18 protein-coding genes, 1 pseudogene and 1 riboswitch are annotated in these 25,914 nt (G+C 70.4%); of the genes and pseudogenes, 15 read left to right on the plus strand and 4 right to left on the minus strand.

The features are described 5' to 3' along the window. Window positions 1-191 precede the first annotated feature (191 nt). Window positions 192-312: riboswitch (SAM-I-IV-variant riboswitch) on the minus strand. A gap of 209 nt (window positions 313-521) precedes the next feature. The 11 genes and pseudogenes from K8640_RS05240 (at window position 522) to K8640_RS05290 (ending at window position 15,692) form a co-directional block, all read left to right on the plus strand. Then, window positions 522-1,814 (plus strand): annotated as a pseudogene (locus K8640_RS05240) (AHH domain-containing protein). Window positions 1,815-1,822: 8 nt separating this feature from the next. Beyond that, window positions 1,823-2,410 carry an imm11 family protein gene (locus tag K8640_RS05245; RefSeq protein WP_223746064.1) on the plus strand — a complete coding sequence of 196 codons (588 nt, stop codon included), beginning with the start codon at window positions 1,823-1,825 and terminating at the stop codon, window positions 2,408-2,410. 223 nt (window positions 2,411-2,633) lie between these two features. Beyond that, window positions 2,634-3,956: a TolC family protein gene (locus K8640_RS05250; protein WP_223746065.1), complete on the plus strand. Its 1,323-nt coding sequence runs from the start codon at window positions 2,634-2,636 to the stop codon at window positions 3,954-3,956. Next, window positions 3,953-4,507 (plus strand): hypothetical protein, encoded by a 555-nt coding sequence (locus K8640_RS05255; protein WP_223746066.1) that lies wholly within the window; start codon window positions 3,953-3,955, stop codon window positions 4,505-4,507. Before K8640_RS05250 ends, K8640_RS05255 begins: the two co-directional genes overlap by 4 nt. A gap of 8 nt (window positions 4,508-4,515) precedes the next feature. Next, window positions 4,516-5,670 (plus strand): efflux RND transporter periplasmic adaptor subunit, encoded by a 1,155-nt coding sequence (locus K8640_RS05260; RefSeq protein WP_223746067.1) that lies wholly within the window; start codon window positions 4,516-4,518, stop codon window positions 5,668-5,670. Continuing rightward, window positions 5,670-8,843, plus strand: a complete 3,174-nt coding sequence (locus K8640_RS05265) for an efflux RND transporter permease subunit (protein ID WP_223746068.1) — start codon at window positions 5,670-5,672, stop codon at window positions 8,841-8,843. The genes K8640_RS05260 and K8640_RS05265 overlap by 1 nt, the downstream gene beginning before the upstream one ends. Before the next feature lie 36 nt (window positions 8,844-8,879). After that, a complete protein-coding gene (locus K8640_RS05270; protein ID WP_223746069.1) occupies window positions 8,880-10,184 on the plus strand; it encodes a cupredoxin domain-containing protein in 1,305 nt (434 codons plus the stop codon). 23 nt (window positions 10,185-10,207) lie between these two features. After that, window positions 10,208-10,756, plus strand: a complete 549-nt coding sequence (locus K8640_RS05275; protein WP_223746469.1) for an RNA polymerase sigma factor — start codon at window positions 10,208-10,210, stop codon at window positions 10,754-10,756. Window positions 10,757-10,959: 203 nt separating this feature from the next. After that, window positions 10,960-11,934 carry a GIY-YIG nuclease family protein gene (locus K8640_RS05280; RefSeq protein ID WP_223746070.1) on the plus strand — a complete coding sequence of 325 codons (975 nt, stop codon included), beginning with the start codon at window positions 10,960-10,962 and terminating at the stop codon, window positions 11,932-11,934. A gap of 96 nt (window positions 11,935-12,030) precedes the next feature. Then, on the plus strand, window positions 12,031-14,523 hold the full coding sequence (locus K8640_RS05285; protein WP_223746071.1) for a heavy metal translocating P-type ATPase: 2,493 nt from the start codon (window positions 12,031-12,033) through the stop codon (window positions 14,521-14,523). Between the two features lie 104 nt (window positions 14,524-14,627). Continuing rightward, window positions 14,628-15,692 carry an aromatic ring-hydroxylating dioxygenase subunit alpha gene (locus K8640_RS05290; protein WP_141328262.1) on the plus strand — a complete coding sequence of 355 codons (1,065 nt, stop codon included), beginning with the start codon at window positions 14,628-14,630 and terminating at the stop codon, window positions 15,690-15,692. Window positions 15,693-15,841: 149 nt separating this feature from the next. On the opposite strand, the gene K8640_RS05295 is transcribed toward K8640_RS05290, so the two are convergent. The 3 genes from K8640_RS05295 to K8640_RS05305 form a co-directional block, all read right to left on the minus strand. Then, window positions 15,842-16,531, minus strand: coding sequence for a YafY family protein (locus K8640_RS05295; RefSeq protein ID WP_223746072.1), 690 nt, complete (start codon window positions 16,529-16,531; stop codon window positions 15,842-15,844). A 12-nt stretch (window positions 16,532-16,543) separates the two neighbouring features. Then, window positions 16,544-16,954: a DUF1761 domain-containing protein gene (locus tag K8640_RS05300; protein ID WP_223746073.1), complete on the minus strand. Its 411-nt coding sequence runs from the start codon at window positions 16,952-16,954 to the stop codon at window positions 16,544-16,546. 84 nt (window positions 16,955-17,038) lie between these two features. Next, window positions 17,039-17,896 (minus strand): class I SAM-dependent methyltransferase, encoded by an 858-nt coding sequence (locus tag K8640_RS05305; RefSeq protein WP_223746074.1) that lies wholly within the window; start codon window positions 17,894-17,896, stop codon window positions 17,039-17,041. A 78-nt stretch (window positions 17,897-17,974) separates the two neighbouring features. Here K8640_RS05305 and K8640_RS05310 point away from each other — a divergent pair, with 78 nt between their 5' ends. From K8640_RS05310 to K8640_RS05325, 4 genes are all read left to right on the plus strand, one after another. Then, window positions 17,975-18,445, plus strand: coding sequence for a helix-turn-helix domain-containing protein (locus K8640_RS05310; protein WP_223746075.1), 471 nt, complete (start codon window positions 17,975-17,977; stop codon window positions 18,443-18,445). A 260-nt stretch (window positions 18,446-18,705) separates the two neighbouring features. Beyond that, window positions 18,706-20,028 carry a hypothetical protein gene (locus K8640_RS05315; RefSeq protein WP_223746076.1) on the plus strand — a complete coding sequence of 441 codons (1,323 nt, stop codon included), beginning with the start codon at window positions 18,706-18,708 and terminating at the stop codon, window positions 20,026-20,028. After that, window positions 20,025-24,080: an RHS repeat-associated core domain-containing protein gene (locus tag K8640_RS05320; protein WP_223746077.1), complete on the plus strand. Its 4,056-nt coding sequence runs from the start codon at window positions 20,025-20,027 to the stop codon at window positions 24,078-24,080. Before K8640_RS05315 ends, K8640_RS05320 begins: the two co-directional genes overlap by 4 nt. Window positions 24,081-24,113: 33 nt before the next feature. Beyond that, the gene (locus tag K8640_RS05325; RefSeq protein ID WP_223746078.1) at window positions 24,114-24,467 is read left to right on the plus strand and encodes a hypothetical protein; all 354 of its coding nucleotides are present in this window, start codon (window positions 24,114-24,116) and stop codon (window positions 24,465-24,467) included. A gap of 13 nt (window positions 24,468-24,480) precedes the next feature. Here the strand turns inward: K8640_RS05325 and K8640_RS05330 are convergent, their stop codons facing one another. Next, window positions 24,481-25,830, minus strand: coding sequence for a multicopper oxidase family protein (locus K8640_RS05330; protein WP_223746470.1), 1,350 nt, complete (start codon window positions 25,828-25,830; stop codon window positions 24,481-24,483). Window positions 25,831-25,914 lie beyond the last annotated feature (84 nt).

The raw sequence follows: 25,914 nt of genomic DNA on the forward strand, positions 1-25,914 counted from the left end.
AGGAGCGGTGGAAGCCCTAGCCGGCGTGCACCGGCCCGCGCATTCGCGCGAGCGTGCGTGGCAGGGCGTGGCGCATTCGGACGCTCTCGGGCGAGCGGAACGCGCGACGGACCTTCGCGGGGTACAGGGGGGCGATGCGAGCGGTGGGAACCACGAGGTCCTCTCTCACCGAAGCGGAGGGACTGCCTCGCCTCGGACACTTGGTTTGCCCGGGGAGCACCTGCTCTCCGGACCGCATCGTTTGGACACCTTGGAGGTCCGTCTCCAGGTTGTCGGGCCACCGCCGAAGCGGGACCGCTCTTGATGCTGCATGCGAAATAAACGGGATGCGGGGCCTTGTCAATCCCACGCAAGCCCGCATGGTTGCCCGTGCGAGAGCCGGAAACGTCGCCGCTGGCTGTGCTTGCGGGACTTCCTGGAAGGCGCCGCCGGGTGTGGCCCTCATGACCCCGTAGGATTGTCAGCCCCCGGAGTCACGATGCCCCGCCTCCTTCCGCCGGGAGGCAGCTTCGGGGAGTTCCATGAGATCGATTGCGGTAGTGGCTTTACTGCTTCTGTCGATGGGCTGTACGAGCACTCGTGTTGTCCATATCGACGTCGGGCGTGGACAGCGGGTCGTCCATGAGTCGGTGGATGTCGAACCGGTCGAGGTGAGTGACGACGAGTTCAGGTCTGCGGTCGTGCGCCTCATCCTGGACACGCGGATGGCCGTTGCGTTCCGGGAGACTGAAGAGGTGGACGAGCGCGGGTGGTCTCGGTCCCAATCACTTCTGGCATCGTCCCATGGCCTCGTCGATTCGGGCTTGGGGAGCTCGCTGGAGACGCTGTACTCGCGCATCTGTCCCGATGCGGACGACTGCTTGACCCTGGTGGGCGGAACGGGGCTGACGTTCTCCCGAAAGGACCGGACGCTGATGGCCTTGTCCTTCGCGCTAGACACCGTATGGGACAGCGTCGAATCCGAGGTCGGCAAGATGCTGAACCCGGTCGTACTCAAGGCCATGGTGACGTCAGCGGCGTTGACGATGCTTCTCACGATGGCGCTACCCGAACCTGTCACCAAGGTCATCGCGGTGGCGTTGACGGCGGCGATGGTGGCCTACCTCGGGGTCGTACCGGTCTGGGAGATTGGGCGCGGATTCGTCCGCTTGTGGGATGATGCTGGCAAGGCGATGAGCGTCATCTAGCTACAGGACATCGGACATCGGTTCGGGAGCGTGCTGGGGGCGAACGGCACGCGCGTCCTGGTGCTCGTCGTCATGGCGGCGCTGGGTGGAAAGGGCGCGATGGCGGCTCAAGGGCCGAAGCTCCCAGGCTTCTCCCGCGCCGCGCTCAGGGCCCAGGCCGAGTCATGCTTCCAGCTCGGGGCCGCCATGAGTGGTGGCGTGACTTCCATTGCGATGCCCGCCTCCGGAGTGCTGAATGTCGCGCTTGCACCGGGGGCTGCCGCTGCCCTTGCGATGTACGGGGAAGGACGGTTCCCTGGCGATGAGTCCGGGCCGGTTCACCACATCTGCACGAACAAGAATCCCAACTCCAGCGTGACGGGCGGCCCTTGGACGCCAGAGTGCGAGAGGATCTTCAAGAGGGCGGGGATGTCGCTCGAGGATGCGGCAAACAAGGTGCGGCTGGATGGGCACGAAGGGCCTCACCCTGAGTTCTATCACAATTCAGTGCTGACCCGCCTCGAGCGCTCCGTCGCGCGGTGTAGAACGACGGAGAGCTGCAGGGCCAGTCTGCAGAAGGAACTCGCGAAGATTGCGGACGAGTTGCTGACTCCCGGCTCGGAGTTGCGCAGCTTCATCGTGAGATAGGAGGCCGGGTGGAGCGGAACTTTTATTGGGTGGGGTTGGCGGACGTGCCTCGATGGCTCGTGGAGACGCCCACGCGGGCATCCGGCGAGGCGTTCGAAGAGCCTTGGCTGTTCACGGATGGGCGCGTGCTTGCGGACCCTGGCCCCATCGAGTCCCAGGTTTCACACCCGGGGACGAAGCGCGCTTTCGTGTTTGGAGGAGTTGAGCGCACCCCAATCGTCAGTGAGGCACTCGCGAACGTCTTCAGAACGCTGGCTCCTGGTGACGTCCAACTGTTTCCGGTGACGGTGGAGGGAGCGCCGGAGCGATTCTTCGTCGTGAATGCAACCAAGGTGGTCGATGCCATCGACGAGGCACGATGCCGGGAGGTGCACCATGATGACGGGGATGCGCCAGCCCCTGGCTATGAAGGGGAGTACAGCTGGATCTATGGCCTGCGAATCGACCCCGCGAAGACTGAAGGCGCCCAGGTCTTCCGGCTGAAGCGGTTCAAGGTCGCGTTCGTTGTTTCGGAGGACATCAAGACTGCGCTCGAAGGAGTGGGGAACCTTGGAGTGTCGTTCGAGCGTGTGACCGGGCCGCACGAGCCTCGATGATGAATGATTGGCGTCACATTGCTTCCTTGGAGGGATGAGGGCGTCGGCCGGAGGCGGCCAGCGTTCTCTTGAATGCAGTACGGGCCGTGGCTCGCCGGCTGGCTGCTCACCCGGGTGATTTCCACCGCGGCCCATGAGCCCGGCAGGCGGTGATGTGCGCCGTGAGGCCACAGGGCCGTGCTCCGCTCGGGGCCATCACAGTGTGATGGATTCGGTCACACCTGTGGCCGTGGCGCCGGCTCGCAACCTGTTGGAATCGCTGGGGTTCGGCGTGGGTACGGGGCTTGCGATGGTGACGGGCATGTCGCTCGTGTCCGCCGCCCTGTCGCTCGTGCTGGCCGCCTCGCCCTCGGAGGCGTGGTCGCTGGAGCGCGTGGTGTCGGAGGCGCTGGCGCGCAGTCCGGAGGTCGCGGCGGCACAAGCGGAGGAGCAAGGCGCCGAGGGCGTCCGCGCGACCGACGGCCGCTGGCCCCGCGCGAACCCCTCCGTCGAGCTGGCCCTGGTCACGGATGCGCTCATGGGGAACTCGGGTGAGCAGCGCACGGAGCTCGTGTTGAGTCAGTCCCTGGAGGTCGCCGGACAGTCGGGGCTGCGCGTGGAGCGCGCGAGCGCGGCCCTGGCTGCTGCCCGTGCACGACGTCACGCGGTGATGCTGAGTGCTTCGGCGGGCGCCGTGGAGTCGGCCGTGGAGCTGGAGCGCCGCGAGGCGCGCGCGACGCTGGCGCGTGAGTCGCTCGAGCTGACGCGTCAGATGGAGGCGGCCACGGTGCGTCGCTTCGCCGCGGGCGATGTGTCGGAGCTGGACCGCAACGCCGCTGCCTTGGAGCGCGCGCGTGCGGAGGCCCGCGCGGCGCAGGCGGTGGCGGAGGTGGTGGCGGCTCGGGCCGAGCTGAATCGTCGCCTGGGTCGCTCGATGGACGCGGCCTTGCGTGTCTCGCTCGTGGACACAGCGACCCAGCCGCTGCCCTCGTCGCTGGAGGGTGAGCCCCCGAGCCTGGTCGCGGCGCGCGCCGAGGTGGCCGCGGCGGGCTCGGAGGTGGACCTGCTGCGCCGGGAGCGCATCCCGAGTCCGACGGTGTCCCTCGGCTACGAGCGTGAGCGACGGCCGGAGTCCCACGGCGCCTTCTCGGATGTGCACACCGAGCACCTGCTCATCGCGCGGCTCTCGGTGCCGCTGCCGCTGTGGGACCGGAACCAGCCCGAGCTGGCGCAGGCGCGGGCCCGACGCAAGGTGCGTGAATCGGAGCAGGTGGCGAGTGAGCGAGATGTGTCCGCGGAACAAGCCGTGGCGCGAGCGACGTTCGATGCGGCGCGCTCGGCGCATGAGTCACTGATGTCGGTGCGCCCCTCGGTGGACCGCAACCTGGAGCTGGTGCGTCGCGCGTACGAGGCCGGAGAGCTGGGGCTCGATGCCTTGTTCCTCGCGCGAGACAGGGCGTTCGCGGCGGCGGCGGAAGGTGTGGACGCGGCGGCCGCGCTCGTCCGGGCCCGTGTGGCCCTGCTGCGCTCGGTGGGGCGGCTCCCGACGGGACAGGTGCCGGAATGAGCACGTCGTCGAAGCATGCGGTGTGGATGTGCGCGCTCCTGGCGCTCCCCGCCCTGGCGCACGAGGGCGAGTCGCATGGTGGACCGGCCGTGTCCTCCGGGGTCCGTGATGCGCAGCACGTGCTCGCGGCGACGGGGGACGTGTTCGAGGTCGTGCTCAAGCACCCCGAGCACTCCGAGACGCCGAAGACCCAGGTCCGCATCTGGGTCGCCGAGACGGAGACGAACGCCCCGGTGAGCGGCGCGCAGGTGGAGCTCACGCTCACGGGCAGCACCGTGCAGAAGCTGCCCGCGCGAATGCTGTCGGCGGGCGCCTACGAGACAGAGGCCCTGCTCGAACCCGAGACCGAGTGGGCCGCCGTGGTCACGGTGACGCGCGGCAACGACGTCGACGTGCTGGCGCTCGGCACGGTGCATCTCGAGGACGACCACGACACGTCGGGCGCCACCGGAGCCACGGAAGGCTGGCGTTGGGGCGCGGTGGGCGGCGCATCGCTGCTGGCGGTCGTCGGGGCGTGGTGGACGTCCCGCCGCAAGAAGGTGCGGACATGAGGTCGGTGATGCGGTCCACGTTCTGGCTGTTCCTCTGTCTCTCCCTGAGCGGCTCCGTCGCCCTGGCGCACACGGGCGAGTCCCACGCCGCCGCCCAGCCCGTCGTCACCGGCCCGTCCTTCTCCGTCCCCAAGGAGACGCAGTTCCTCCTGGAGGTCCGCACGCGCCGCGCGGCGGTGCGCTCGGTGGAGTCCCGACTGGTGACGCCCGGGAAGGTGGTGCCTCGCACCGACCGCATCGCCCAGGTGTCCGCGCCCGTCGCGGGGCGGGTGCTCGCGGCGAACGGCGCCGTGCCGCTCGTCGGCCAGCGCGTGAAGCGCGGCGAGGTGCTGGCGCTGGTGCAGCAGAGCCTCTCCACCTCCGAGTCCACCGGCCTGTCGACGAGCCACTTCCAGGCGGAGGCCGAGGTCTCCCGCGCCCAGGCCGCGCTGGAGCAGGCTCGACGGGACCTCACGCGCCTCGAGTCCCTCCAGGGCGTGGTGGCGGAGAAGGAGGTCCAACAGGCACGGCTCGCGGTGAGCACCGCCGAGCAGGAGTGGAGCCGGGCGAAGTCCGCGCGCGAGGTCCTCGCGGGCGCACGCCAGGGGCAGGGCACCGCGCGCGTCTCACTGGTCGCGCCCATCGACGGCGTGCTCGTGGAGGCCCGAGCCTCCGTGGGTGAGCAGGTGGACCCGTCGCGTCCGCTCTTCACCGTGCTGGACGCCTCCATCGTCTGGGTGGAGGCGCACGTTTACGAGGCCGAGGTCGCGCGGGCCGAGGGCACCACGGGGGCGCTCATCTCCACCGCGGCCTATCCCGGCCAGCACTTCCCGGCGAAGCCCTATCACGTGGGCCAGATGGTGGACGAGGCGACGCGCAGCGTGCGCGTGCTCTTCGAGGTCGACAATCGCGAGGGCCGACTGCGCCCTGGCATGTTCGTGGACGTGGCGCTCGGAGAAGGTGGACGCAAGGACGAGCTCGCCGTGCCGACGGATGCAGTCGTGGAGGACGAGGGCCGCGCCTTCGTCTTCATCCACACCGGGCCGGAGACGTTCGAGCTGCGCCCCGTGGTGCTCGGCGGCACGGATGGCGCGTGGAGGGCGGTGCGCCAGGGCTTGAAGACAGGAGAGCGGGTGGTGGTCTCCGGCGTGGCGGCGCTGCGGCTGGCGCGAGGGGGACGGTAGTGCTGGACCACGTCATCCTCTTCTCGCTGCGCCATCGCCTGTTCGTCGTGCTCGCGGCGGTGGCGGTGCTGCTCTATGGCGGCTGGGTCGTCACGCGACTCCCCGTGGACGTGTTCCCCGACCTCAACCGTCCCACCGTCACGGTGATGACCGAGGCGGGCGGCCTGTCCCCCGAGGAGGTGGAGACGCTCGTCACCACGCCCATCGAGACGTCGATGAACGGCGCGCCCGGCGTGCAGCGGGTGCGCTCGTCCTCGGGCGTGGGCCTGTCCATCGTCCACGTGGAGTTCGACTGGGGCACGGACATCTACCTGGACCGGCAGCTCGTCTCCGAGCGGCTCCAGGTGGCGCGTGAGCGCCTGCCGCGCGACGTGGCGCCCCATCTGACGCCCGTGTCCTCCATCATGGGGGAGATCCTCCTGCTCGGCGTGCAGAGCGAGGAGGGGCGCACGTCGCCGCTGGAGCTGCGCTCGCTGGCGGACTGGGTGCTGCGCCAGCGCCTGCTCACGATTCCCGGCATCGCCCAGGTGACGGTGCTCGGCGGCGGGGTGAAGCAGTTCCAGGTCCGCGTGGCGCCCGAGAAGCTCCTGGCCTTCGGGCTCACCTTCGAGGACGTGGAGCGCGCGGCGGGGCTGTCCCAGGGCAACACCACGGGCGGCTTCGTGGACAAGGGCGGGCGCGAGTACCTGGTCCGCAACCTCGCGCGCAGCGCCTCCGTGGAGGACCTTCGCGCCACGGTGGTCGCGATGCGGGACGGTGTCCCGGTGCGCCTCTCCCAGGTCGCCGAGGTGGACGTGGGCCCGGCGGTGAAGCGCGGTGATGGCGGCATGAACGGTCGCCCCGCGGTCATCCTCGCGGTGCAGAAGCAGCCCGGCGCGAGCACCCTCGCGCTGACGGAGCAGGTGGACGTCGCGGTGAAGGAGCTGCGCTCCACGCTGCCCGGGGACGTGCGCGTGGAGACGCTCTTCCGTCAGGCGGACTTCATCCAGGCCGCCATCGGCAACGTGGTGGAGGCGCTGCGGGACGGCGCGCTGCTCGTCGTGGTGGTGTTGTTCCTCTTCCTCGTCAACCTGCGCACCACCGCCATCACCCTCACCGCGATTCCGCTCTCCTTCGTCATCACCGCGCTGGTGATGAAGGCGTTCGGTCTGTCCATCAACACCCTCACGCTCGGGGGCCTCGCGGTGGCCGTGGGCGAGCTGGTGGACGACGCCATCGTCGACGTGGAGAACGTCTACCGGCGCCTCCGGGAGAATCGGGCGAAGGAGCAGCCCGAGCCCGTGCTCCGCGTCATCTACCTCGCCTCCTCGGAGGTGCGTGGGTCCATCGTCTTCGCCACGCTCATCGTGGTGCTGGTGTTCCTGCCCCTGTTCGCGCTCGGTGGAATCGAGGGCCGCCTGTTCGCGCCGCTCGGCGTGGCCTACGTGGTGTCCATCCTCGCCTCCCTGCTCGTGTCCCTCACCGTGACGCCCGCGCTGTGCGCGTTCCTGCTCCCCAAGGGGCGCTTGCTGGAGCACGGCGATGGCGCCGTGGTGCGGTGGTTGAAGGCTCGGGCGCGCCATGTGCTCGACTTCTCGCTGGCCCATTCGAGCGCGGTGATGGTGGGGGCGACGGTGCTGGTGCTCGGCGCGGTGGCGGTGGTGCCGTTCCTCGGGCGCTCCTTCCTGCCGCCGTTCAACGAGGGCACCGCCACCGTCAACGTGCTGGCACCTCCGGGCACGTCGCTGGAGGAGTCCAATCGCTTCGGGCTGCTGGCCGAGCGGCTCATCGCCTCCGTCCCCGAGGTGAAGACCGTGGGGCGCCGCACCGGCCGCGCCGAGCAGGACGAGCACGCGGAGGGCGTGCACTACTCGGAGCTGGACGTGGACTTCAAGGAGGGCGGGCGTCCTCGGGACGTGGTGCTCGCGGACCTGCGCGAGCGGCTGTCCGTGCTGCCCGGCCTGTCCGTGTCCGTGGGACAGCCCATCTCGCATCGACTGGACCACCTGCTGTCCGGCATCCGCGCGCAGGTGGCGGTGAAGCTCTTCGGGCAGGACCTGGAGGCGCTGCGAGGCAAGGCGGAGGAGGTGCGCGCCGTCATGGCGCAGGTGCCCGGCGTGGTGGACCTCCAGGTGGAGCAGCAGACGCTGATTCCCCAGCTCCAGGTGCGCCTGAAGCGCGAGGAGGCGGCGCGGCTGGGCGTCCAGCCGGGCGCGATGGCGGAGCAGCTCGAGAAGGCCTTCAACGGCGTGGTGGTGGGGCAGGTGCTGGAAGGCCAGCGGACCTTCGACGTGCTGGTGCGCTACGAGGAGCGCGCGCGGGTGGACGCGGAGGCCTTCCGTCGGGCGCTGGTGGACACGCCGTCGGGCGCGCGGGTGCCCGTGGCCGCGGTGGCCGAGGTGGTGGAGTCGCGCGGCCCCAACGTCATCCACCACGACCACCTCCAGCGGCGCGTGGTGGTGATGGCCAACGTGGCGGGCAGGGACCTGGGCAGCGCGGTGGAGGAGGTCCGCGAGCGCGTGGCCGCGAGCGTGGTGCTGCCGACGGGGACGTTCCTCTCGTACGAGGGGCAGTTCGAGAGCCAAGAGGCCGCGACGCGGCTCATCGCGCTGCTGTCGCTGGTGTCGCTCGTGGGCATGTTCCTGGTGCTGTACGCACACTTCCGCTCGGCGCGCCTCGTGGCGCAGGTGATGCTCAACATCCCGCTCGCGCTGGTGGGCAGCGTGACGGCGGTGGTGCTCACCGGACAGCCGCTGTCGGTGGCGACGCTCGTGGGCTTCGTCACGCTGTGCGGCATCGCCAGCCGGAACACCATCATGCTCATCTCGCACTACCTCCATCTGGTGGAGCACGAGGGCGCGGTGTTCGGCCGGGAGATGGTGGTGCGTGGCTCGCTGGAGCGACTGGTGCCTGTGCTGATGACGGCGCTCACGGCGGGGCTGGCGCTGGTGCCGCTGGCGCTCGCCTCGGGCGCTCCCGGCAAGGAGATATTGCACCCGGTGGCCACCGTGATTCTGGGCGGGCTCATCAGCTCCACGCTGCTGGACCTGCTGGTCACGCCGGCCGTGTTCCACCGCTTCGGACGTCCCGCGCTGGAGCGCTACCTGTCGCGCAAGGCGGCGGCGCGGACCGAGGATGACCTGACGCTCCCGGGGCCCCGGCCCGAGGGAGAGCGACTCGCGGGCTCGTATTGAGGCCCTCGCGGGCCCGCATTGGGATTGAGGAGAGAGATGAGACACGGATTCATCGCGGTGGTGGTGGCGGCGGGGATGGCGGCCGCATGCAGCAAGAAGGAGTCACCGGCGCCTGCGCCCGTCGCCGCGCGCTCGCACGTCGAGGAGGCGCCGCATGCGCACGCCGCGCCCCACGGTGGGCTGGTGGAGGCGACGCCTCGGGGGCATCTGGAGTTGGTGACGACGCGGGCCGGCGGTTATCGCGTGTACCTGCTCGATGCGTCGCTCGCGTCGCGTCCGGTGGACGGGGCCACGGGCTCGGTGAAGGTGGCCAAGGGCGGCTATCCGGACGTCACGCTGACGCCCGCGGGAGACCACCTGGCGGGACAGGGGCCCGAGCACGGCGATGACCACCTGGCCATGGTGGTGACGGTGGTGAAGGACGGGAAGCCGGAGGTCGCTCGCTTCGCCGCGCACCTGGAGGCGAACGGACACGGCAACGGGCTCGTGGGGACGCTGCGCGTGGCGCCCTGTCCCGCGACCCCTCCCGAGGGCCTGAGCGCCGCGGACTGCGCGAAGCAGGGCGGCGTGTACTCGCTGGTCCGGGACAGTGGCGCCACCGCGCTGGTGCTCGCGGCGCCGGGACAGGACGCGAAGAGTCTGCTGAGCACCCGCGTGGGGCAGCGCGTGCATGTGAAGGGCACAGAGGCCGAGGGGCGCGTGGTGGCCGAGGCGGTGGCGCTGGAGCACGACCACACGCCCTTCCACGGTGGCGTCGTGGCGATGAGCGGCGACACGCATCTGGAGGTGCTGTCCCTGCGCTCCGGCGAGGTGCGGGTCTGGGTGACGGATGCCTTTCGTCAGCCGCTGCCGCTCGCGGGACGCAAGGGCGTGGTGGAGGTGACGGGCGTGTCCTCGCCGCTGGTGCCCGAGGCGGGTGGCGCGTACCTGAGCGGCATGCTGCCTCCTGCGGACACTGAGCGGGAGGTGACGGTACGCCTGCCGATGCCCGAGGACGCGGAGTACTTCATCGGCTTCCTGCTGACGCCCACGGACGCGCCGAAGTCCGCCGCGAAGCCCGAGGCGACGGGCGGCGACGCGGTGCAGGAGGTGACCATCACGGTGCAGGGCGGCTATCAGCCGAGCGAGGTGACGCTGAAGCAGGGCGTGCCCGCGCGGCTGCGCTTCGTGCGCAAGGACTCGGGCGGCTGCGGCGACGAGCTGCTCATCCCCGACTTCGGCATCCGGCGTCCGCTGCCCGGTCTGACGGAGACGGTGGTCTCCTTCGTTCCGGACAAGGTCGGCACGTTCGCGTTCACCTGTGGCATGCAGATGATGAAGGGCCAGCTGGTGGTGAAGTGAGCACCTCCGAGAACACCGAGGCGATGCGCGAGGAGGGCGACGCGGTGACGCGGGCGCTGGTGGAGAACCATCGCCAGTTCCTCGCCTTCGTGGAGCGGCGCGTGGGCAACCGCGCGACGGCGGAGGAGATCCTCCAGTCCGCCTTCGTGAAGTCGCTGGAGGGCCAGCGTGTCCTCGACGACGAGGAGGGCGCGGTGACGTGGTTCTACCGGCTGCTGCGCAACGCGCTGGTGGACCACTACCGCCATCAGCAGGTGGAGGGGCGTGCGCTGGCGCGCGAGGCGCTCGGCGCCGAGGAGCCCTCCGAGGACCCCGAGCTCAGGCAGGCCGTCTGCGCGTGCGTGGGCGAGCTGTTGCCTACCCTCAAGCCCGAGTACGCCCAGATGGTCCGCGAGGTGGACCTGGAGGAGCGCTCCGTGCCGGACGTGGCCCGCGAGGCGGGAATCACCCCCAACAACGCGGGCGTGCGCCTGCACCGCGCGCGGCAGGCCCTCAAGAAGCAGCTGGAGCGCAGCTGCGGCACCTGCGCGTCCCACGGCTGCCTGGACTGCTCGTGCAAGGCGCGCTCCTGAGCAGGCGGCGAGCGGGGCGCTCGGGTCCGGCGAGAAAGCCCTTGCCGAAGTCCCGGGCGCGCCGTTAACTCTTCCGCAGGTGCCGAGGGGCGCCTGCCCGAAAAGACGACGTCACCCTCGCTTCATCCGGCAGGTCCGACAGTTTCCGATGAGTTCCTTCCACGGCCCATGACACGGGTGGGGCCGCCGTTCAGGGACTTCTCATGGGAACCGTTGCAGACAGCTCCGAGCCCCTCTCCCTCCAAGAGTGCAAGGTCCGCGCGTCGCTCCTGCTCAAGGCGCTCGCCGCGGACGACTCCGCGAAGGCCTCGCGCGCGGCGGAGCGGCTGCGCGTGCTGCCCGGCTTCGCCAGCCTCTCGCTGGGCGAGGTGCTCGCGCGCCGTGACTCCATCCAGCGCAAGCACGCGCTCGCCGTCATCGCGAGGGAGCAGGGGCACGCCACCTGGAGCGACTTGAAGCAGGCGCTGGAGGCGCGCGATGCGCCCCGGGTCGACTTCGAGCGGCTGCTCTCCCGCACCGGCGGCACGTACCTCAACCGCTGGTTCACCTCCTACGAGGAGGCCGCCGCGTCGCTGCGCGAGTTCGGGGGCTACCTCTTCCCCTTCCGCGAGCAGTTCTTCATCTGCGAGCCCGGGCTCTTGGGCCTGCTCGGGCTGGACCCGGCGGACCCGGACTGGGCGAAGGCCGGTCCGGATTGGCTCGCGCCTCGCGATGCCCAGGCCCACGCGCGGCTCGAACAACGCCTGCTCCAACGCTGCCGCGAAATCCCCACCCACCCCACGAGGAAGCCGCCCATGTCGTCCCCTGATGCCAACGCAAGCCGGGCCCGTCGCTCGGACCTCAAGCGCGAGTACAAGGAGAACCCTCCCGAGATGGGCGTGTTCGCCGTGCGCAACCACGCCAACGGCAAGGTGCTGGTGGGCTCGGCGCTCAACGTCCCGGGCATGCTCAACCGCATCCGCTTCGAGCTGACCATGAACATGCCCCGCATCCCCGCGCTGCTCGAGGACTGGAAGCGCCACGGCGCGGAGAAGTTCACCTTCGAGGTGCTCGACGTGCTCGAGCCGCCCAAGGAGCCCGGCGTGGACCTGAACGAGGAGCTGCGCGTGCTGGAGAACCTGTGGCTCGACCGCCTGAAGCCCTACGGCGACGCGGGCTACAACGCGCCACCCAAGTAGGCGGGCACGCCGCCGGTGCGGGTGCGCACCCTTACGGAAAATCGACTGTAAGAGTCCGCCGGGTGTCTCGTTGGCCCGGGGGAAAGGAGACGCACCATGCATCGCCACTCCCACCCGGGCTCCCACTCCCACCCGCACCCCTCGGCTCCCCCTCCTCCGAGCGAGGGGGCGCACGCCATCGACCCGGTCTGCGGGATGAAGGTGGACCCGAGCGCCCCCAAGGGCGGCAGCCTGGAGCACGAGGGGCGCACCTTCCACTTCTGCAACCCGAAGTGCCGTGAGCGCTTCGCCGCGGACCCGGCGCGCTACCTCGCGCCGCCCCCGGAGTCGCCCGAGCCGCCGCCTCCCGCCACGCCGGGGACGATGTACGTGTGCCCCATGGACCCGGAGGTGCGTCAGGACCATCCGGGGGCCTGCCCGAAGTGCGGCATGGCGCTGGAGCCGGAGACGCTCTCGGTCCCCGAGACGCGCGTCGAGTACGTGTGCCCCATGCACCCGGAGGTGGTGCGCGAGGGGCCGGGGAGCTGCCCCATCTGCGGCATGGCGCTGGAGCCGCGCACGGTGCTGCCCGAGGACAGGCCGGACCCCGAGCTGACGTCCATGTGGCGGCGCTTCCTGGTGGGCATGGGGCTCACGGTGCCGCTTTTGGTGCTGGCGATGTCGGACATGATTCCGGGGCAGCCCGTGCAGCACGCGGTGCCCGCGTCGGTGCTGGCCTGGGCGCAGCTGCTGCTGGCGACGCCCGTGGTGCTGTGGGGCGGCTGGCCCTTCTTCCAGCGCGGCTGGGCGTCGGTGAAGAACCGGCACCTCAACATGTTCACGCTCATCGCCCTGGGCACGGGCGCGGCGTATGTCTTCAGCGTCTTCGCCACGCTCTTCCCGGACCTGCTGCCCCACGGGCTGCGCACCGGACACGGAGGCACCGCGCCGCTGTACTTCGAGGCCGCCGCCGTCATCGTCACCCTGGTGGCGCTGGGGCAGGTGCTGGAGCTGAGGGCGCGGCACGCGACGTCCGGGGCGCTGCGCTCGCTGTTGAGCCTGGCGCCTCCGGTGGCGCGGCGCATTCGCGAGGACGGGCACGAGGAGGATGTGCCGCTCGCGCACGTGCACCCCGGTGACCGCCTGCGGGTGCGGCCCGGTGAGAAGGTGCCGGTGGACGGCGAGGTGCTGGAGGGCGCCAGCGCCGTGGACGAGTCGATGGTGACGGGCGAGTCCTTGCCGGTGGAGAAGTCACGCGGGGAGAAGGTGACGGGCGGCACGGTGAATGGGACGGGCTCGCTGGTGATGAAGGCCGAGCGCGTGGGCAAGGACACGCTGCTGTCGCGCATCGTCCAGCGGGTGAGCGAGGCGCAGCGCACGCGCGCGCCCATCCAGCGGCTGGCGGACAAGGTGGCCGCGGTCTTCGTGCCGGTGGTCATCGCGGTGGCGGTGGTGACGGCGGTGGTGTGGGGTGTGTGGGGGCCGGAGCCTCGGCTGGCGCACGCGCTGGTGAACGCGGTGGCGGTGCTCATCATCGCGTGCCCGTGCGCGCTGGGCCTGGCCACGCCCATGTCCATCATGGTGGGGACGGGGCGGGGCGCGCAGGCGGGTGTCCTCATCCGCGACGCGGCGGCGCTGGAGCGGCTGGAGGCGGTGGACACGCTGGTGGTGGACAAGACGGGCACGCTCACCGAGGGCAAGCCGAGGCTGGTGTCGGTGGTGGCCTCGGAGGGCATCGACGAGGCGACGCTGCTGCGGCTGGCCGCGAGCCTGGAGCGGGGCAGCGAGCATCCGTTGGCGGAGGCGATTGTCTCCGGCGCGAAGGAGCGCGGGGCGGTGCTGACGGCGGTGGAGGACTTCCGCTCGGAGACGGGCAAGGGCGTGGTGGGGCGGGTGGACGGCGTGGAGGTGGCGCTGGGCAACGCCGCGCTGATGTCGGCGCGCGGCGTGGAGGCCACGGCGCTGACGGCGCGGGCCGAGTCGCTGCGTCAGGAGGGGCAGACGGTGGTGCTGGTGGCGGTGTCGGGCCGCGCGGCGGGGCTCCTGGGCGTCGAGGACCCGGTGAAGGAGTCGACGCCGGAGGCGCTGTCGCTGCTACGCCAGGAGGGGCTGCGCGTGGTGATGCTGACGGGGGACAGCCGGACCACGGCGGAGGCGGTGGCGCGCAGGCTGGGCATCTCCGAGGTCATCGCGGGGGTGTTGCCGGAGGGGAAGGGGGACGTGGTGAAGCGGCTGCAGCAGGAGGGCCGCGTGGTGGCGATGGCGGGGGATGGGGTCAACGACGCGCCGGCGCTGGCGCAGGCGGATGTGGGCATCGCGATGGGGACGGGGACGGACATCGCGATGGAGAGCGCGGGTGTCACCCTGGTGAAGGGGGACCTGAGGGGTATCGTCCGGGCGCGGCGGCTGAGTCAGGGGGCCTTGCGCAACATCCGGCAGAACCTCTTCTTCGCCTTCATCTACAACCTCCTGGGCGTCCCCCTGGCGGCGGGGGTGCTGTACCCCTTCTTCGGCCTGCTCCTGAGCCCCATCTTCGCCAGCGCGGCGATGAGCCTGTCCTCGGTGTCGGTCATCGCCAACGCGCTGAGGCTGCGGCGGCTGAAGCTGTAGGTCCGGGGAGCGGCGGGGGAGGGTGACTGCTCGCCCTCCGACGGGCGGCGCGGGCCTGCGAGGGAAGACGTGCACCGGCCGTGCGGGCCATTAGACTGCGTTGTATGAGCCCGCCCGCCGGTCACGTCTCCGTCGTCAACCTGCCGAATGCGTGGTTCATCCTCTGTTCCTCGCGTGAGCTGAAGGACAAGCCGCTGGCGCGCACGCTCCAGGGCACGCCGCTGGTGCTCTTCCGGGGCGAGGGTGGCACGCCTGGCGCGCTGGTGGACCGCTGCCCGCACCGCAACGTCCCGCTGTCGCTGGGGCGCGTGAAGGGCGGACAGCTCCAGTGCGGCTACCACGGCTGGAAGTTCGACACGGGCGGGCAGTGCCGCGCCATCCCGGGGTTCATGGGCGAGCCGGAGGCCCGCTCGCGCTGCGCGACGTCGTATGCGACGCGGGAGCAGGATGGGTTCATCTGGGTGTACTCGACGCCGGGCGCGGTGCCCACGACGGAGCCGTTCCGCTTCCCGTTGCTGGAGGCGGGGGACTACACCACGGTGCGTCGCATCCTGCGCGCGCCGGGCTCGCTGCACGCGACGCTGGAGAACACGCTCGACGTGCCGCACACGGCGTACCTGCACGGGGGCTTGTTCCGCACGGAGGAGAAGCGCAACGAGATTGACGTGGTGGTGCGGCGCAGCGCGGACCGGGTGGAGGCGGAGTACATCGGCGAGCCGCGTCCCAGTGGTGTCGTGGGGAGGCTGTTGGCGCCGGGCGGCGGGGTGGTGCAGCACTTCGACCGGTTCCTGATGCCGTCGATCGCGCAGGTGGAGTACCGCATCGGCGAGGGGAGCCACATCATCGTGACCTCGGCGATGACGCCCGTGTCGGAGTGGGACACGATGGTGTACGCGGTGGTGACGTTCCGGCTGCCGCTGCCGCGCTGGCTCCTGCGCGCCGTGCTGCCCGTGGCCATGCCGGTGGCGCTCCACATCTTCAACCAGGACGTGCGCATCCTGAAGACGCAGACGGAGACCATCCGGCGCTTCGGCACGGAGACGTATGCGTCCACGGAGATTGATGTCCTGGGCCCCGGCATCCTCCGCCTGCTGCGCGCCGCCGAGCAGGGCAAGCCCGGTGCGGTGGGCGACGCCGTGCACGAGACGCGGCTGAAGATGAAGACCTGAGCGCGGCACGTCGCCGTGGATGAGGCGCGCCTGAAGATGAAAGCCCGCGCGAAGCGTGGACACCGCGAGCGGCCCGGCGCGGTGCCGCTCACCGGGTGAAGGCGGTGTGCTCCTCGCGAGCCCCCGGGGCGGCGGGCGGATGGGCCGTTCTACTTCGAGAGCTTCAAGTGTGCCTCCCAGCGTCGCCGCAAGGCCGCGCGGCGCTCGGGGTACGGTGTGTCGAGGAAGTCCACGCTGAGCAGGCGCTCGGTCCTGAAGTAGCGGAAGTCGCGCCTCAGCTCACACCATGCAATCAATACGCGGACGCCCGTCACGTAGCCCACGAGGATGGGCCACACCGTGCGCTGGCTCGTGAGGCCCTCCGCGTCGGTGTAGTGGAGGTGGAGCTTCAGTTGCTTCCGTGACCACTCCCGCAGCCGCCCCAGGTCGACCGTCCCGTCGGGGTGCTTGTGCCTCGCCGGTGGAGTGCCCACCACCGGGTCGTCGACCAGCTCGCGCAGGTGCTCCGGGACGATGGCGGCGACCTTGGCCAACACGCCTTCCGCAGCCGCCGACAACGTCTTGTCCGCGTTGGCCGCCACCCACTGCGCGCCGAGCACCACCGCCTCGATTTCGCTGGGTGTCAGCATCAACGGCGGCAGGTCGAAGCCGCGCTCCAGCACGTAGCCGACCCCTGCTTCTCCTCGAATCGGCACGCGGCGCGCCATCAGCGCCGCGAGGTCCCGGTACACGGTGCGCTGACTGGTCTCGAGCTTCTCGGCGATGGCGCTGGCCGTCATCGGACCCTTGGCCCGCCGCAGCACCTGAAGAATCTCGAACAGCCGGTCCGCGCGTCGCATGCGTCCTCCGCGCTACGCCATGGCGGTGAGGATAGCGCAGCTCACGAGGTTGCTGACCAGGAAGTAGGGCGCGTTGATGACCCCGTAGAGCAGCGGCCTTGGCATGTTGGGATTGATGGCCACGTTGAACACCGTGGCGACGAGATAGCCGAGCCCGCTGATGACGCCGAACGCGAGCGCGTTCGGCATCGTGTCGAGGTGGAACGAGCGCAGCAGGACCGCGTTCGTCAGCGTCACCACGAGTCCGCAGAGCAGGGGACCCACGATGAAGAGGGGCTCCGGCTTGCGGCCCGCCAGGTCGGTGCGCGCGAGCGCCAGCGCATATGGCTTCGGGATGACCCCCATGTACCACGCGGCGCCGAGCACCTGCAGCGCCACGGTCGAGAGGAGAACGGCGAGCCAGTTGATTGAAAGCGTGAACATCGTGTGCGCCCCGGTGGAGGTGAGACGCACGGAGTACCGCCACCCTGCTGCCACCGTGGTGGCAGCAGTGAATGGGACGCCGTCCTAGGTGGCGACGGTCGGAGCGCGGGCCTCGATGCGCCAGCAGGCGGCGGTGAGCCGCACCTCGTCGCCGTGGACGAAGGGGCTGAAGGCGGCGAGCAGGGTGTCGACGAGCTTCGCCCGTGCCTGTTCGTCGAGCTCCTGAATCACCCGGCCCACGGGCCCGAGCCGGGTGACGTACCGAGCCAGGCTCCGCGCGGGCATGGTGCACGGGACGTCGATGGCGCGCAGGGTGATGTCCGTCCAGCCGCTCTGCTCCAGGATGCGCTGGACGCGGTTCGGGTCCGCGAAGGCGAACTGCCCCGGTGCGTCCGGGAGGCGGGGAGGGATGTTCGTCAGGAAGGGCGTCGCGGCCTTCTCCGCGGTCGTCATGAACGGGTTCTCCTCCGGACTCCTCCAGGCGATGCAACACAAGCGGGCGTCACGGGTGGCCGCGCGCCGGAGGTTCGTGAAGGCCCGGACCGGGTCGTCGAAGAACATGACGCCGAAGCGGGACATCACCAGGTCGAACGACGCGGGCTCGAAGGCATGGGTCTCCGCGTTGGCCTCGATGAAGCGGGCGGCCACGTGCTGTGCCTCGGCCTGCTCCCGCGCCACGGCGAGCATCGGCGTGGAGACGTCGAGTCCGACGCACTGTCCCGTCGAGCCGAGATGCCGGGCGACGGCGAGCGTCGTGCTCCCCGTTCCGCAGCCCACGTCGAGCACGCGGCGCGCGCCCGAGGCGCGTACAGCCTCGACGAGCAGGTCCTCGAAGGGCTTGAACAACTGCTCGAGCACCTCCCGGGTGTCCACCCAGGCGTGTCCCGCGGGGCCCTTCCAGAGGGCCTCCTGCTCCAGGGGGGATGGGGTTCCGGCGGTCATCGCGTGTCTCCTTCCTCTACCGATGAGATGTGCTGAAGACGCTACAGTGCCAGTTCAAGTCGACTTGAGGTCAAGCGAATGAGGGACCTGGACATCACCGAGGTGGCGCGACGCTCGGGCGTACCCGCCTCGACGCTGCGCTTCTACGAGGAGAAGGGGCTGCTCTGCTCGACGGGCAGACGGGGCCTTCGCCGCCTGTTCGGTCCGGATGTGCTGGAGCGGCTCGCGCTCATCGCGCTGGGACGGGAGGCCGGGTTCTCGCTGGAGGAGATCGCCCGGATGTTCGCGCCCGATGGACGCCTGGCCATCGACCGGAGGTTGCTGGTCCAGAAGGCGGAGGAGCTCGACAGCTCCATCCGGCGGCTGAGCGCCATGCGCGACGGCTTGAGGCACGCCGCGAGCTGTCCCGCGCCGAGCCACCTGGAGTGTCCCCGGTTCCGCCGACTGCTGTCGGCCGCCGTGTCCTCCCGCCGCGAGGGCGCCGCGACGAAGGACCTGGACCGAGCGCCGAGGAAACGGGCACCTGCCGGGCGTCGTCCGAGGCCGTGAAACACCCCAGGCCCCCACCTCCAATCGACGTGCGGGACCGCATCGAGCGCACGTGCGGGGTCGAGGGCGCGCCGGACCTCCCTGGCCTTGTCGGCCGTGGACCGCGCATGGGGCGTCGGGCGCCTGACAATCCTTCGCGGATGTGAGGGCTTTCAAACCCTCCGCGCCCGCCCGGCTTTGTCCTGAGTCGACGAGGTCCGCCAACGTCTCCGCGCTCCGGCTCCCTGCTGCGTGTCCAGGGGCCATGCGCGGGGTGGGCCATGGGACTGAACACGAGCCTGGACAGTCTCCGTGCTCCCATCGTTCGCCGCGTCGAACGACTCCAGGCGCAGTGGGCTGCCTTCGCCGAGGACGACGACGCGCGCCTGCTTCGCTGGGTCCTCGCGCCGAACGAGCGGAAGCTCATGGACACCTTCTTCGTCGCCGAGGAGCACGACGGCGGCGTGTCACCGGACCTGTTCCTGCGATTGGAGGTGCCCTTCGCCACGCCCTCCCACCATGGCCTGGAGCTGGTGGAGGCGATGGCCTCGCAGTACCACGCGCTCCGGCACGACCTGGAGCAGGCGGGCGTGGATGCGTCCTGGGTGCCGCCTCGTCGGGAGCCGGGCCAGGACGACGCGCGCGTCTTCCTGCGCGTGGCGGAGTCCTTTCACGAGCACCACCAGCCCTTGTTCCGCCACCTCGTGCTCGTGCTCCTCCCGGAGGAGGTCTCCTCGAGCGCGGACTGGACGGCGTGGGTCGAGCGAACGGTGCTTCAGGCGCACGCGGCCCAGGTGCGGCTGGTGTGCTTCGATGACCCAGCCTCGCCCACGTTGGCGGAGGTGGCGCGGGCCCAGGCCCGCCGGGTCCGCACCTGCGTGGCGGGACTCGACATGGGCGCGGCGATGGAGGAGGTGTCCTCGGCGGCCGGGCACCTGGACACGCCGCAAGGCCACTTCCGGCATCTGTACGTGAAGCTGGGCCGCGCCCTGGCGGCGCGGGACCTGGGGGCGGCGCGAAGCCTGGCGACCGAAGCGGTGGCGGTGGCGAAGGCCCAGGAGTGGAGCCACCTCGTGGTCGCGACCCACGTGGCGCTGGCCACGGGGTACATGACGAAGGAGGACTTCCCGGCGGCCGTCGCCTGCTACCGCTCCGCGGAGGCCGAGGCCCTGGCCTCGCATCAGCGAGGTGAAGCGCAGGGCCTCCCCTTGCAGCTCAAGGTGCGCATGGCCCTGGGGGGCGCGCTCATCTGCGCGCGCACCTATTCACGAAGCGCAGACCTGTATCGCGACACGGCGCCGCTGGCCGAGCAGCTGAAGGACGACCGCATGCTGCTCGAGTGCTGGCGCATGGCGGCCTACGGCTATGAGCTGGCCCGGGACCACGACGCCTCCTGGGCCTGCGGGGTGCGCGCCTTCCCCGTGGCGCACCGGATGGATGAGGAGACGCGCCGCACGTCCACGCTGGGCTACCTGGGCGACGGGCTGATGCGCCTGACGCGGACGTGGAAGTACCGCGCGCACCGAGGCGTCGTCGAGGAGCAGATGTCGCGGCTGCTGGGCCCGGCGTGGCGCCCCCCGGACTCGCGGAGGCCGTCGTCATGATGCCGGCCGCGAAGCACTTCGACCTGCTGCTGGGCATCGACATCCACCTCGTCCAGCCGCCGGGCCCCGTCCCCCCGGTCCCCATCCCTCATCCGCACCTGGGGCTGGTGTTCGACCCCGTCGACTACGTGCCCGTCCTGGGGGCCACGGTGCTGGTGGGCGGACTGCCGCGCGCGCAGGCGGGCTCGTCCGGCATCGCGCTGCCACCGCACATCCCCCTGGGCGGCGTGTTCGTGAAGCCTCCGGCCAACGAGTCGGAGCTCTTCATGGGCAGCAGCACGGTGTCCGTGGATGGAGACGCCTTCAGCTACCTGGGCCTCCCGGTCCTGAGCTGTCAGGACATCGGCATCCCGCCCATCCCCCGGCTCAAGAAGAAGAAGACCACGAAGTCGCTGGTGCTCCCCACGACGGCGGTGCTGTCCATCCCGCTGCCGGTCCTGGTGGGCGGCGCGCCGACCGTCTCCTTGATGGCCCTGGCCATGCGCGCGGGCTTCGCGCTGCTGGGGGCGTTGCTGCGCAAGGTGAAGGCGCTGCGCAAGACGCGCAAGGCGCAGAACGGGGTCCACTGCACGGGTGGACATCCGGTGGACATCATCACCGGGGCCAACTTCGACGAGTTCACGGACGCGGTGTCTCCGCCGCCCGGCCTCTTTCGCTGGCGGCGGCACTACACCACGGCGCGCGCGACCGAGCAGGGCCCGCTGGGGTGGGGCTTCCGACACGAGTACCAGCACACCCTGCGCTTGATGCGACAGGCCTGGCGCTACGAGAACGGCCAGGGACGCGTCATCGACTTCACGCCGATGGGGCCCGGGGAGGTGGAGACGCTCCAGCAGGGCGTGGTGCTCCGGAGGTTGGACGCCCGGCGCTTCGAGGTGTGCGAGGCGGATGCGCCGCGCTTCGAGCTGGAGCTGGCGGGCGCGGAGCCGCTGGCGCGCCTGCGCTTCGTCCGGAGCCCGGACGCGGAGCTGGAGCTGCGCTATCGGGGCGCGCGGCTCGTCCTGCTCATCGAGCGGACGCGGCACGGACGTCAGCGCTACGCCTGCGCCTACGACGCACGGGGCCGGATGACGTCGCTCCTGCGGCTGCGCGATGGCGGTCCTCCCGAGTGCCTGGCCTCGTACGGATACGACAAGCGGGGACGGCTGGTGACGTCGTGTGACGCGGAGGGCGGCCGTCATGCGCTGGTCCATGACGAAGCGCACCGCTGGACGGAGATGACCACGCCCGGCGGCTACCGCTTCTGGTGGAAGTACGACGACCAGGGGCGCTGCGTGGAGACGTCCGGAGAGGACGGGCTCTGGTGGGCCCGCTTCGAATACGACGCCGAGCGTCGCGAGACGCGCGTCACGGAGCGCCAGGGCGGAGTCTCCGTCTTCAAGTACGACGCGAACGACACGTTGCTGGAGCGGGTGGACCCCTACGGCGGGGTGCTCCGGCGGGAGGTGGATGCGGACGGCGGCATCGTACGTGAGGTGGACTCAGGGGGCCGGGTCACCCGCTGGCTCTACGATGCACAGGGCGCCCACACGGGGCTGCTGGACCCCTTCGGGCAGCGCCTGCCTCCGGCGGAGACGCAGGCCGACCCTCCGGGCCCCGACCTCTTCAGTCATCCCGTCACGCCCCTGGGCCACCTGCTGGGCCTCCGCATGGAGGAGCTTGCGTCCGCGGCGACGCGGGACCTCCCGACGCTGCTCGAGCGTGTCCCCGCGGAGCTGTCCACCGTCCTGGCCACGCTGGTGAGGGCCCACCCCCCGGCGGAGGAGGCGACCGCCCCGGTTCGCGAGTACGACCGACTGGGCCGCTGCATCAAGGAGGTGGACGCAGCGGGCCGGGTCCAGGCGTGGAGCTACGACACCGGCGGCAACCGGGTGTGGCACCAGGACGCGGACGGCTCCATCACCCGGTGGGGGATAGGCCGGTGGAACCTCGTCGTGTCCGAGACGGACGCGCTCGGACACACCCTGCACGTCGCCCACTCCTCCACGGAGGAGGTGGTCCGTGTCGAGGACGCGGGAGGCGCCGTCAGCGAGTACGCGCGGGATGAGAAGGACCGGCTCGTCCGGGTGACGCGCCACGGGGTGGCGCGGGACGAATACGTCTGGGACGTGGGCGACCGCCTGGTGGAGAAGCGGGACGGACACGGCAGGCGGCTGCTGAGGCTGGACTACGAACAGGAGGGGCACCTGGTGACGTGCACCCTCGCCTCGGGGGCAACGCACTTGCTGGCCTTCGACCTGGAGGACCAGGTCATCCGCGCCTCCACGGACGCGCACACGGTGGCGCTCGAGCGCGACGCGCGAGGACGCATGCGAAGCGACCTGCGCGATGGCCTGGGCGTCGTGCACACCGTGAGGGGCCGTGAGCGGCGCACCGAGGTGCTGGGCTTCACCTCCACCGTGGTGGACGAGCAGGGGTCGCTCGTCCAGGTGGTCGACCCGACCGGCGGAGCGCACGCCATCTGGAAGCACTCGGCGGGGTGGGTGCTGCGGGAGCACGCCCAGGGCACCCGCGAGCTTCGCCAGCATGACGACCGGGGCTGGCCGCTTTCGACACTGCGGTGGCGCTGGACCGACGACGGGCAGCTCCAGCACCACGGGGTCCGCTACGAGCGCACCCCGGAGGGCGACTGCATCGGCGTCCACGACAGCGTGGACGGCGAGACGCTGTACACGGTGGATGCCGCGCACCGGCTGGTGGAGGAGGACGGCCCCGGCGGGCGACACCTGTACCACCTGGACGCCGCGGGCAACCTGCTGGCGAAGCCGGGGCTGCGAGGCGTGGTGCTCCAGGAAGGCAACCGGTTGGTCGAGGCCAACGGGGAGCGCTTCGTCTACGACGACCGCAATCACATCGCGGAGCGACACCGCGAGGACGGCTCCCGGGTCCGCTACACCTACGACAGCGCGGACATGCTCATCCGCGTCGAGGATGGCCACGCGGAGCCGTGGACGGCGGACTACGACGCCATCGGTCGGCGCATCCGGTGTGGACGCGGGGCGCGGCAGACCTGGTTCTACTGGGATGGCGAGCGACTGGCGGCGGAGCACGCTTCCGACGGCAGGCTGCGCATCCACGTGTATGGGGCCCACGACGCCCTGGTGCCGCTGCTGTTCGTGGACTACGAGCACCCGGAGGCGCACCCTTCGACGGGGCGCGTCTACACGCTCTTCACGAGCCCCAACGGCACGCCGACCCGCATCGAGGACGCGCGAGGTCAGCCGGTCTGGCGCGCCACGCGCATCGAGCCGTATGGGCACGTGGAGGTCGACGCCGCGTCCACGGTGGACTGCCCGCTGCGGATGGTGGGGCACTATCACGACGCGGAGACGGGGCTCTTCTACAACCGCTTCCGCTACTACGAGCCTCGCCTGGGGCGGTATCTCCAGAGCGACCCGCTGGGCACGGGGGGCGGCAGCAACCTGTATGCCTATGCGCCCCATCCGCTCGACCAGGTCGATGTCCTGGGGCTGGTCCACTCGAAGAAGGGAAAGGCCAGTGCCAAGGGGGGCAAGTCCGCCAAGGGCGTCACGCGGGTCGAGACGCTGCTGACCCTCCCCATCAAGAGCCGCATCCACAAGAAGAAGAAGCTCCAGGCGCAGAAGAAGATTGTCTACACCGACCCCCAGGGCCGGAAGTCGACGTACTTCCTGGACGGCAAGGGGCGGACGGTGCTCAGCGAGGTCCCGTTGGATCCACCCAAGAAGTACAAGAAGGAGGGTGTCAGCCACATCAAGCCGGATGGGTACCAATCCGGAATCGACCACCGGGGGCATCTGGGGCCGGAGCGCGGCGTGGCGAACCAGGACCTGGTGAACGTGCCCGAGAACGTCATCGCGGAGCACGGCACCAAGTCGAACCTCAGCGTCAAGAAGCGGCTGGAGAACAAATCCATCGCCACCGCGAAGACCACGCCGAACACCCTGTTCGTCAGCGAGCCGAAGTACTCAGGTTCATCGGGCCGGCCCACCGAGGTCGCTCACTCGCTGCTCGATGGCTCGGGTAAACCCATCACGGGTCACTCACAAGTCATTCCCAATCCCAAGACCTAGGTCGTCCTCTTTCCCGAATGGTAAGGGTGCTGCATGGCCACGGAGCTTTCAGAAGAACAGTTGCCCGTCGACCGCGAGCTGGGCGCGGCGGTCCTCTCCCTCCTGCCCGATGAGTGGACGGGTGCGCTCCTCCGGGTCGAGCGGGTCCCCGGTGAGGAGGATGTGGAGCGCTACCGCATCCAGATCACCCCCACGGGGAAGGGACAGGGGAGCGTCACCCCGGACGAGGAGGTCGAGGTCGCCGTGCAGAAGCTCTTCCTCCTGCACCAGCGCTTCAAGACGGGCCTCCAGTCGATTTCGTACACCTATCGCCAGAAGAAGGACGGGAGCTGGGGACAGGTCGGCGAGTACGAATACGACGACTCCGACGAAGAGGCCGTGGGCTGAGCGAGCACCCGGCTCAGCCGTGCGCCAGCCCACCCGGAGACGCGGGCTCCGCCTTCGGCGGCGCGTCCACGTCGATGCCGTCCTGGCTCAGCTCGGACGTGCTGGCCGCCATCGCCAGCGTGCCGGGCGGGTTCTCGTACCAGCCCGGGTCCGCGTTACCCGTCAGCCGCTCGCGCACCTTGAGCACCGTGAACATGCCGCCCATGGTGATGACGTCGTGCTTGCCGCGCGCTCCGCTCATGGGGATGGAGTTGGTCGGCACGGGCATGCCCATCTCCACCATGTCGCCCATGCCCGTCTGCCCCATCGTCATGTAACCCGGCAGGAGCTTGCGCACCTTCGCGTCGAGCCCTCCCGGATTCACGCCGATGAGGTTCGGGATGTCATGCCCCATCTGGTTCATCAGATGGTGCGTCATGTGGCAGTGCATCGCCCAGTCACCGGGCGCGTCCGCGACGAACTCGATGCTGCGCGTGCTGCCCACCGGCACGAGCACCGTGGTCTCCGGCCACTGCGCGGACTCGGGGATGCGGCCCGCGTCCGTCTCCGTGATTCGGAAGTGGTAGCCGTGCAGGTGGATGGGGTGGTGGTCCATCGCGCTCAGGTTGCCCAGGCGGATTCGCACGCGCTCGCCCTGGCGCACCACCAGCGGCTCCGTCCCGGGGAACGCCTTCGCGTTGAACGTGAGCAGGTTGAAGTCCGTCATCTCGTTCGGGTCCGGTCGCCGCGTGCCCGGGTCCACGCGCCACTCGTGCAGCATCAGCGCGAAGTCCTTGTCCACGCGCGGACCCACCGGACGACGCGGGTGCATGATGAACAGCCCCACCATGCCGAGCGCCATCTGCGTCATCTCGTCGTGGTGCGAGTGGTACATGCCCGTGCCCGACTGGCGGATGGTGAACTCGTAACGGAACGTCTCTCCCGGTGCGATGGACTTCTGGTTGAGCCCCCCGACGCCGTCCATGCCGTTGGGCAACAGCAGCCCGTGCCAGTGCACCGTCGTGGGCGCGGGCAGCCGGTTGGTGACGTAGAAGCGGACGCGGTCCCCCTCCACCACCTCGATGGTGGGCCCGTGCACCTGGCCGTTGTAGCCCCAGCAGTGGACCTTCAGGCCCGGGGCGAGCTCGTGCTCCACCTCCTCGGCCACCATGTGGAAGACCTTCACGCCGTTGACCAGCTTCCACGGCAGCTTCGTCCCGTTGGGCACGATGACCGGGCGGTAGTCCCGGTTCGGCATCCCAGGGGACTGCCAGTCGCGCCTCGCCGGTGGGCTCGCGCGTGGTGCCGACGTCTGCGCCTGCGCGGCGCCGCCCTGGAGCAGCAGCGCCCCGCCCGCGAGCGTGGCCCCCGCTGTCGCCAGCATGCTCCGTCGGCTGAGCTTGCCGGAGACCTCCGTGTCGTGGGTCGACGCGGCGTCGGACGTGGCGCTGGGCGCCCGCTCGTCCGT

The sequence above is a fragment of the Myxococcus sp. XM-1-1-1 genome, from assembly GCF_020037095.1.
Lineage (GTDB): Bacteria > Myxococcota > Myxococcia > Myxococcales > Myxococcaceae > Myxococcus > Myxococcus fulvus.